Genomic DNA, 8,625 nt, shown 5'->3' with positions numbered 1-8,625 from the left:
GTAGCAGTAAGAGTTTTTATTATCAAGTTGATTTTATGAAGAATGATATAGCACAGAAGGGAAGAGGAGGGCACAGAGGAAAAATGCTTCGCATTTTCAAAATAACTCCGTGAACTCCGGGCACTCACCGACGATGAAGACGACATCCCGACCGGCAAACCGGTAACCGTCGTCGGCATTGTCAGCGAAAGCATCCTATTGGTCACGGGGAAAGCGACAATTAACAATTAACCATTAACCATTAACACACAAGCCGTATGGAATTTTACTTAATCGCCATTGCCGTTGGCATCGTTATTATCTTCGTATTTATCGTTTCGCTGTTTAAGCGATACAAGCGCTGCCCATCAGACCGGATTTTGGTGGTCTACGGAAAGGTAGGGAAAAACGCCGCCGACCTCACCCGTGCCGCCAGATGCATACATGGTGGCGCCGCTTTTATCTGGCCGGTTATCCAAGACTACGCCTTTCTTGACCTTACCCCCATTTCGATAGAGGTGAACCTCACCAGCGCTCTTAGTAAACAAAATATCCGTGTGGATGTACCGTCACGGTATACAGTGGGTATCTCCACAGAGCCAGCGGTAATGATGAACGCCGCAGAGCGCCTGCTTGGGCTGCAACGCCCCGAAGTCCATGAATTGGCCAAAGACATCATCCTCGGACAAATGCGCTTGGTAGTCGCCATGATGGATATTGAGGAAATAAATAACAACCGAGACAAGTTCTTGCACAATATCGCTACCAATGTAGAGGCAGAACTCAACAAGATTGGGCTGAAGATGATCAACGTGAACGTCACGGACATCAAAGACGAAAGCGGCTATATCGACGCGTTGGGTAAAGAAGCTGCCGCGAAAGCCATCAACGACGCCAAAATCCGAGTGGCCGAGCAGGAACGATTCGGCGACGTCGGAAAAACGGAAGCCGAAAAGGAGCGCGACATCAAGGTGGCGGAGATGCAACGTGACCGTGATACCGAGGTCGCCATCGCCGAAAAAGACAAAGAAGTAAGCATCGCCGGCGCGTTAAGGGACGAAAACATCGGCAAAGCCGAAGCCGAGCGGGATACTCGGGTAAAAATAGCCGACGCCAATGCCATCGCCGTGCAAGGTGAAAACCTTTCCAAAATACAAATCGCAGACTCGGAAGCACAACGCCGCGAGCGCGAAGCGGAAGCACTGAAAAAAGCCGTTGCCGCTGAAAAAGTACAACAGGCGAAAGCGCTTGAGGAAGCCTACAAAGCCGAACGACAGGCGGAAGAAGCACGTGCCGAACGCGACCGGGCCGCACAAAACGCCACCATCGTCGTGGCCGCAGAGATCCAAAAACAAAAGGCCATCATCGAAGCCCAAGCCGAAGCAGAGCAGTTGCGCGAGAAAGCGCGGGGCGAAGCGGATGCGATTTTTGCTAAGCTGGAAGCAGAAGCGCGGGGGGTATACGAGATGCTTACCAAACAAGCTGAAGGGCTTAACGAGATTGTCAAATCTGCGGGAAACAACCCCAGGGATGCCGTGCTGCTGCTTATTACCGATAAGCTGCCGGAGCTCGTCAAATTGCAGACGGAAGCCATCAAAAACATCAAGATTGATAAGGTAACCGTGTGGGATGGCGGCAATGGCTCCCATGATGATGGTAAAACATCAACCGCCAATTTCGTATCGGGATTGTATAAATCCGTACCGCCGCTGAAAGACATCTTCGATATGGCGGGCATGGAACTGCCCAATTACCTCGGGGAAACCAAAGACCAGCCGAAAACAGGTGGCATACGCCCCGCCAATAAAGGTAGCAACGGCGGGACTGACGACACCATTCAGGATGCCGAAGAAGTGAAATAACGCACCGAAAACCCCGCACGTCTCTTGAAACCTGCGGGGTTTTTACTTACCTTTGCCTACCAATGGCAAAAGTGTTCACCATATGGCTCATGCTTGTGTATGCGTTCTCGGCTACGGGAGCTAGTGTACACCTCCACTACTGCTGTGGAAAATTACAGCATCTGACCGTAGCGAACGAGCCTGCTGCCAACCACGGTGATTGTAAGCTGTGCCTCGACGACGGCAATAGCCATACCGATCGCAACAATAGCCTGCCTTGCAGTGCCGATGTCCAATCACAAGACCATTGCCAGGACATCAAGGTGGATGCCCCAAAAAACACGGGCGACCACCTACCGAGCAGCGATAATAAACTCTTGAAAATACAGCTACTGGGGTTACCTGTCTTTTCGCTGATCCATAGGGCAGATGTCCCGCTAGGCAACTGCGATACAATTGAAACAGCAAATGCTCCACCTCGTGCCGGAACCACCCCTCTCTTCATCCGGTACTGCGCTTATCTCATTTGATTAACCCACCCAACTAGAACCAACGGACGAAGCGGATAGGCTACGTTCATTGTGCCTCGTTGCACAACATTTCATTTATAGATGTTTAGGGTTGAAATCAAATACAACAATGACATATTTCATTAAAACGAATATCATAATATATATGCTGCTGGTCGTGGCCGTTGGGTCAGCCACAGCCCAAAACAGCACATCGGTCTTTACGGTTAGCGGCATTTGCGGCATGTGCAAAGCGCGGATTGAGAAAGCTGCAGATAGCATAGGTTTGACCCGGGCCACTTGGGATGCAAGTACCCAAATGCTCACCCTCGACCATACAAAAGCGTTCGACGTGGAGGCCGCCAAACGGCGGATCCTTGCCGCAGGGCATGATACGGATAACCTTAGGGCCAATCAAGCGGCTTACGAAAAGTTACCGGCCTGCTGCCAATACCACGACGAGAAAAACGTCCATAAATCCGGTGGCCGGGATGGTCACACGGTAACCGGCGTCATCATGCGGGAAAACGACCGGGGCGAACTCAGCCCAATCGTGAACGCCAACGTACACTGGCTGGAAGATCCAGCGATAAATTCCCGTTCCGACGAATCAGGTGTGTTCCGGATCGCACATGATGCCGCCTACAAGCGGCTCATCATCGGCCATGCGGGTCTACAGCCCGACACGATAACCGTAAGCGACCCCCAGGAAGTGGTGGTCGTGACCGCCCAAGACAACGTCTTAGCGGAGGTGACCGTATCGGCGCGGCGCCGCTCCAACTATATCGCCGCACTCAGCCCCACCCGACTTGAGGTGTTGACAGCGCAAGAACTGTTCAAGGCCGCCTGTTGCGACCTGAGCGAGAGTTTCGAAACCAATGCCTCCGTTGATGTGGTGAGCAGCGACGCGGTAACGGGCAGCAAGCAGATCCAGATGCTGGGGCTCAGCGGAAACTACACCCAGCTAACGGTGGAGAACCTACCAGGACCGCGTGGGCTGGCCACCCCCCTCGGGCTTAACAGCATCTCAGGGACCTGGATCGAATCCATCCAGATCGGAAAAGGTATCGGCTCCGTGGTGAACGGCTTCGAAAACATCGCCGGCCAGATCAATGTGGAGCTAAAAAAGCCGGGCACGTCTGAAAAACTGTTTTTCAATGCCTATGGCAACAACATGGGCCGTACCGACGTCAACCTCAACCTGGCGCACAGCTTTAATGAACGTTGGGCCGGCAGCCTGTTGCTGCACGATAATTTCATGTACAACAAACGCATGAATTTCAGTGATAATGGTTTCCGCGATGCGCCGGTGGGCAATCTATTTTCGGGCGTAAGTCGCTGGAAATATGAAGACGGCAAAGGATTCATCTTGCAATTCGGCGTCAAATTCCTCAGCGATGACCGCACGGGTGGTGAAATTGATTTCAACCCCGCCACGGATAAACTGACACAGAACAGGTACGGACTCGCCTTCGACATCGAGCGTTATGAAGCGTTCGCTAAAATAGGTTATGTTTTTCCTCAACATACACAGCGCAGCATCGGGTTGCAGTTGTCGGGCACTGCGTATAACCAAACTTCCTATTTCGGTATACGCACTTACGATGCGGACCAACAGAATGCCTACGCCAATTTGATTTACCAAGACATCCTGGGCACCGTGGTGCATAAGTATCGTACAGGGTTAAGTATGCAATACGATCGTTATGATGAACGGTACCTTGCCGAACAATTCGGACGGACGGAGGTGGTTCCGGGCGCCTTCTTTGAATACACATTTAGCCCATCAGACAAATTCGACGTGGTCGCCGGTATCCGCGGCGATTATAATAACCTATACGGTTGGTTCGCTACCCCACGTCTGCACTTACGCTACCAACCCATAGCGGGAACCACCTTCCGGCTAAGCGGTGGACGCGGACAACGTACCGCTAATATCTTCGCGGAGAACACGGCAGCACTGGCCAGCGCCCGAATCGTCCGCATCGTTGCTGCCAATACCGCGGAAAACGCCTATGGCCTCAAGCCGGAAGTGGCCTGGAATACTGGCATCAGCTTCGACCAATCGTTCCGTTTGTTCCAACGGGAGGCTTCATTCAGTACCGAGTTTTTCCGGAATGATTTCACCAATCAGGTGGTGGTCGACTACGAAAACCCACGGGAACTGGCGATTTACAACCTCGATGGCCAATCCTATTCGAATAGCCTGCAAACGGAACTTCGATTCATGCCCCTTCCCCACTTTGAAACGCGGTTGGCCTATCGTTTCTTCGACGTGAAGACAACGTATAGCGACAAGTTGCTACAGAAGCCACTTGTGGCGCGCCACCGGGGTTTCGCAAATCTGGCTTACACCCCACACAGCGGTGGGTGGCATTTCGACTACACACTGAATATTACAGGGCAAAAACGGTTGCCATCCACGGCGGCGAACCCGATTAATTACCGGATGTCCGACTACTCGAAAGCATATGTGACCATGAATGCCCAAGTGAGCAAAACAATCGGTAAGGTACGGCCCTTCGATCTCTATATCGGCGGTGAAAACCTAACCAATTTCTTCCAACAGAACCCGGTATTGGCAGCCGACCAGCCATTCAGTGAGTTCTTCGATACCTCCCTGCTATGGGGGCCGCTAACCGGCAGGATGTTCTATGCGGGGATAAGATTTAGCCTAGATTAAAGGAATAAGCTGCCTTTAATCTAAGCATTGACCAATCGCTCGATATCGAATTTCTTCATGTTCATAAATACTTCCATCACCCTTTCTGCTCGGTCGGGGTCGGCGAGCAGTTGGGGGAGGATGGTAGGCACTACTTGCCACGAAACACCGAACCGGTCTTTCAACCAGCCACAATGGCTTTCTTTGCCCCCATCGACCAATCGAGACCAATAGTAGTCCACTTCTTCCTGCGTTTCGCAATCGACAACCAATGAAATGCCCTCCGTAAACGTGAACGGCTGCGGCACGGCACTGTCCATAGCCATGAAACACTGACCGAGCAACCGGAATCGGCCATGCACCACCGTCGCATCCAGGTCTACCTGCCCCGGCCCGTACTCGGCGACCATTTCAACTTCCGAACGATCGAACAGGGACGTGTAATACCGAATAGCGTCTCGAGCCTTCCCCTGCTGTTCGCCGCAAAACATCCATAGAGGTACAACCCGTTGCCCCACTGCATGGTGATCCCCCAAACTCAATTGCCACGAAATGCCAAAACGATCCTGCACCCAACCGTACTGCGCACTCCAATCGTACTTATCCAGGGGCATGAAAACAAACCCACCGTCGGCGAGCGCTTCCCATACCCGCCGGATTTCCCCTTCGTCTTCAAGCGTCACGTAAAACGATATCGCAGCGGTAGGCTTGAATTGAGGGCCTCCGTTCAATCCCATGAACTTCACCCCATCGATCTCAAACGTCACTACCATCGGCGTGTCGGCGGTAATTCCCGAATTTTTAAAAACCGAGCAATAAAAATCGGCAGCGGCCTTCGCATTGCCATCAAACCAAAGACAAGGATAAATTGTATTCTTCATAATCGATCCGTTTTTGAAGCCACTTAGGCATGACTTCACTTTCAATAGCACAAAATTACAGGAATGCCGTAAAAGAAAGCAGTGTGAAAACGACAACTAGCAGGGGTATTTGCGACAATCCCATTGGAAGCGATCACGCAGCGTACGGCTTAATGTCGCCGTGGGCAGTCCCATCACATTGGTGTAGGAGCCGACGATACCTTCAATGGCCACGGCACCTATCCACTCTTGGATACCGTAGGCCCCCGCTTTGTCAAAAGGCTGGTAATGTTCGATATAATAGTCTATCTCTTCTGGTAATAGCGATCTAAAACGTACTTCGGTCACCTCATGGAATAGCTCGAAACGCTTTTTGTGCAGCAACGCCACCGCCGTAATCACTTCATGCACCCTACCGGACAGGCGCATCAACATCTCGATAGCCTGCGCCTTGTCTACTGGCTTACCGAGGACCTGACCATCGATCACGACAATCGTATCGGCGGCGATGACCAATTCATCTGCGGCATCGTGCACGAAGGCTGCCGCCTTGTTCTCGGCAATATGGCGCACGGCAGATACCGGATCGAAATCGGCCGGAAATGATTCGTCTATAGCCCGCACCATCACCTCGAATGGAATACCCATCTGCGACAGCAACTCATGGCGGCGAGGCGATTGTGAAGCAAGGATAACCTTCATGTTAACCGCATTTTTGGAGTGGATCCCATCACGTCCCAAGTGCCGTGGAGCTTCATTACTTTCTCAACAACGTCGCGTACCGCTCCGCCCCCACCCCGGCAATGCGAGACATAAGTAGCTACCTCCTTCACATCTTCCACGGCATCTATCGGGCACGCGCCAAACCCCGCGATTTCCATAGGACGCAGGTCGGGGATATCGCTTCCCATATACAGCACCTGTGCACCGGCCAACCCTTTAACTGCCATCCAGTCACGCAATACCGTGCTTTTGTCACTTTCGTTGAGAAACACGTCATTTATTCCGATTTCTTTCATAAAACCCATCATACCGGTCCCCTCCCTTTCGCCGACAATGGCTATCGGATACCCATGTGCCGTCGCTACCCGCAGCGCATAATAATCGCGACTATGGATGCGGCCATACAGACGCTCCCCGTCGGCCATCCAAATTCCCCCATCTGTGCAAACACCATCCACGGCGAATAGGAAAGCCTTAACCTGTTTAAACCGATCAAATAACACCATACCTTGTTAATAAAAGCCAAACTTAATACAAAATCGACAACCTGCACATGTACGATCAAAAAAACTTGCCGTCTACAAATCCGGACATGTTGTACGGAGAAGTGACACCCCACCACCGATGGTAGGGGTCATAGCCCTCAGCCTAGCGGTGTATTTAAAACACTAAGCATCTCTTTATCCAAATTTGGCACGGGGTTTGATACTAATCTCATAAATGCGCGAATAATGATTATTCAACGCAGATTGAGCAGACGTTCTTTTGACAATTTCTCGACAAAACTTGTTTAGAAAATAAAAAAAAGCACGTACCTTTGCAGAAAGGTTTTACACCCGGGTGATACCGGGGATTTAGATTGTCTTTTCATAATTTAGGTTTATAATTGGTTAGTAACAAACCCCGGTGCCCATCACCGGGGTTTTGTTTTTTTTAGTTTTTCTTGCCGTCACTTTTCCCTTGATTATCACCAGGCTTGGCAATGGATCCGCGCATATCTGTATCGGCTTGGATGTTTTGCATCCGGTAATAGTCCATCACGCCAAGGTTACCGCTACGGAATGCCTCAGCCATCGCGAGGGGCACCTGGGCTTCCGATTCGATTACTTTTGCACGGGCCTCCTGTGCCTTCGAACGCATTTCCTGCTCGGACGCCACAGCCATCGCCCGGCGTTCCTCTGCGCGCGCGTTGGCCACTTTCAAGTCAGCCTCCGCTTGGTCGGTTTGCAGTTTCGCCCCGATGTTCTCACCGATGTCAATGTCGGCGATATCAATGGAAAGGATCTCGAAGGCCGTGCCGCTGTCCAAGCCCTTGGCCAGTACGGTCTTTGAAATTCGATCGGGGTTCTCCAGTACTTCCTTATGGTTGGCCGCCGAGCCAATGGTCGTCACGATCCCCTCCCCTACACGGGCCAGAACAGTCTCCTCACCTGCCCCACCTACCAACTGGTTGATATTGGCACGCACGGTCACCCTGGCCTTGGTAATAAGTTGGATACCATCCTTTGCTACGGCGGCGACCGGCGGCGTGTTGATGACCCGTGGATTGACCGATAGCTGTACCGCATCAAACACATCACGGCCGGCTAAATCAATCGCCGTGGCCAACTTGAAATCCAACGGGATGTTTGCCTTATCGGCAGAAATCAAGGCTTTGATCACATTATTGACATTGCCGCCCGCCAAATAATGGGTTTCGATTTCGTTTGATGTGATATCCAACCCTGCCTTAGTGGAGGTAATCATGGCATTGGTAACCAAGGCTGGTGGAACCTTACGCAACCTCATCAGCAGCAGGTTGAGCAGGTTGATGCGAACGCCCGATAGTTGGGCCGTAAACCAAAGGTTTACAGGAAGCAGGTACAAGAGCACAAAAAAGGCTACAATCGCTCCTACAATAATCAAAATGGGGGTGAAACTGGGATCCATAAGGTTCAATACGTTTTATAGTGCATATAATGTTCCTAAAGGTAGGACTTTTTTACAGGTAATTCAAAAAAATCCGCTTTCCCCCCACTCAAGAGGCTGCCCAGCCGCAGCACGGGCTACCG

General features: G+C 51.5%; 7 protein-coding genes. 3 read left to right on the top strand and 4 right to left on the bottom strand.

Features of this window, described 5'->3' with window-relative positions:
- Nucleotides 1-257: 257 nt before the first annotated feature.
- The 3 genes from ACO1NT_RS12405 (at nucleotide 258) to ACO1NT_RS12395 (ending at nucleotide 5,012) form a co-directional block, all read left to right on the top strand.
- Nucleotides 258-1,841: a flotillin family protein gene (locus ACO1NT_RS12405; RefSeq protein WP_449048943.1), complete on the top strand. Its 1,584-nt coding sequence runs from the start codon at nucleotides 258-260 to the stop codon at nucleotides 1,839-1,841.
- A gap of 62 nt (nucleotides 1,842-1,903) precedes the next feature.
- Entirely contained in the window at nucleotides 1,904-2,350 is a 447-nt protein-coding gene (locus ACO1NT_RS12400) for a hypothetical protein (RefSeq protein WP_449048942.1), read from the top strand.
- A 109-nt stretch (nucleotides 2,351-2,459) separates the two neighbouring features.
- The gene (locus tag ACO1NT_RS12395; protein ID WP_449048941.1) at nucleotides 2,460-5,012 is read left to right on the top strand and encodes a TonB-dependent receptor domain-containing protein; all 2,553 of its coding nucleotides are present in this window, start codon (nucleotides 2,460-2,462) and stop codon (nucleotides 5,010-5,012) included.
- A 20-nt stretch (nucleotides 5,013-5,032) separates the two neighbouring features.
- Here ACO1NT_RS12395 and ACO1NT_RS12390 read toward each other — a convergent pair whose 3' ends face one another.
- The 4 genes from ACO1NT_RS12390 to floA all read right to left on the bottom strand — a co-directional run bounded on the left by ACO1NT_RS12390 (nucleotide 5,033) and on the right by floA (nucleotide 8,503).
- Nucleotides 5,033-5,872 (bottom strand): VOC family protein, encoded by an 840-nt coding sequence (locus ACO1NT_RS12390; RefSeq protein WP_449048940.1) that lies wholly within the window; start codon nucleotides 5,870-5,872, stop codon nucleotides 5,033-5,035.
- 96 nt (nucleotides 5,873-5,968) lie between these two features.
- Nucleotides 5,969-6,553, bottom strand: coding sequence for a Maf family protein (locus ACO1NT_RS12385; protein ID WP_449048939.1), 585 nt, complete (start codon nucleotides 6,551-6,553; stop codon nucleotides 5,969-5,971).
- Nucleotides 6,550-7,080 (bottom strand): KdsC family phosphatase, encoded by a 531-nt coding sequence (locus ACO1NT_RS12380; RefSeq protein ID WP_449048938.1) that lies wholly within the window; start codon nucleotides 7,078-7,080, stop codon nucleotides 6,550-6,552. Before ACO1NT_RS12380 ends, ACO1NT_RS12385 begins: the two co-directional genes overlap by 4 nt.
- 427 nt (nucleotides 7,081-7,507) lie before the next feature.
- Nucleotides 7,508-8,503 carry a flotillin-like protein FloA gene (floA, locus tag ACO1NT_RS12375; protein ID WP_449048937.1) on the bottom strand — a complete coding sequence of 332 codons (996 nt, stop codon included), beginning with the start codon at nucleotides 8,501-8,503 and terminating at the stop codon, nucleotides 7,508-7,510.
- Nucleotides 8,504-8,625: the final 122 nt, after the last annotated feature.

This window comes from Parapedobacter sp. (assembly GCF_053550995.1).
The sequence above is the reverse complement of the archived record's forward strand: the minus strand, read 5'-3'. Positions and strand labels throughout refer to the sequence as shown.